General features: G+C 41.1%; 2 protein-coding genes. Both read right to left on the bottom strand.

Going from position 1 to position 926, the window contains the following annotated elements:
- Positions 1 to 324: cation:proton antiporter domain-containing protein (locus AC1DPZ_RS28070; protein WP_477409730.1), on the bottom strand; the 324-nt coding region annotated here is incomplete at its 3' end.
- Between the two features lie 60 nt (positions 325 to 384).
- Positions 385 to 926 (bottom strand): NAD(P)/FAD-dependent oxidoreductase (locus tag AC1DPZ_RS28065; protein WP_477409728.1); only part of this gene is annotated, 542 nt, incomplete at its 5' end.

The following is a 926-nucleotide window of genomic DNA, read 5'->3' as shown; positions in this document are numbered from 1 at the left end:
CAATACCCCCAATGTGCTTAATATAAACACCGGGCGCATTTCTCTTTTTAGCTTTGCACCATCAAGGTTGAACGCGCTTGAAAAAAGCAGGAACCCCAGCATAACATTAAGCACCACTTTGGAGAAGTCGATATTTTTGGCGAGTGTGGTTAAATATTTAGCTGTAGAAGGATCTAACTTATCAACAATCAATATAACAATTGACACAATGGTTGCTATCAAAACGGTACCTATAGTACCTGGAAGTTTAATGAAACGTGCATTTATATAGGAGAAAAAGGCACTTACAATAACCAATAAAGTAATTACAACAAACAGATCCATAGGCGCTTACTTTTTTATTAATAAAATAAGTGCTACAATGTTTTAAAACTGGTGCCTTTTTTATTTGGATTCCGGATCGGTCATGCGGGTTTCTATATCAAAATATCGCACTATTAACCTGTTATCGCTGTTTTTAGCAAAATAATTGATGGCCCAGCTAAAAAACACTGTTCCCTTATTGGTAAAACCAGCTAAGGACATTAAATGCACAAAACCCCAAAGCAACCAGGCAACAAAACCCTGTAAATGAATCTTACCTAAATCGGCAACAGCCTTGTTTCGACCTATGGTTGCTAAAGAGCCTTTATCTTTGTACTTAAACGGAACTCCAGCTTCCCCGCTTAAAATACGAACCAAATTTTTGGCAAGCCATTCGCCCTGCTGTATAGCTGCCGGAGCCACACCCGGATGCCCGTTTGGGGTTTCGGGAGTTATCATGGCTGCCACATCGCCTATGGCAAAAATATTGGCGTAACCATTTACCCTGCTTACTTCGTCTACCTGTATCCGGTTTCCCCTGGCAATGCTCTGTTCAGGCAACCCCGCAGGTACCTCACCTTTTACACCGGCAGCCCACAAAACATTACGGGTAAGTATTATAG

This window comes from Mucilaginibacter sp. P4_G9 (genome assembly GCF_056400985.1).
The sequence above is the reverse complement of the archived record's forward strand: the minus strand, read 5'-3'. Positions and strand labels throughout refer to the sequence as shown.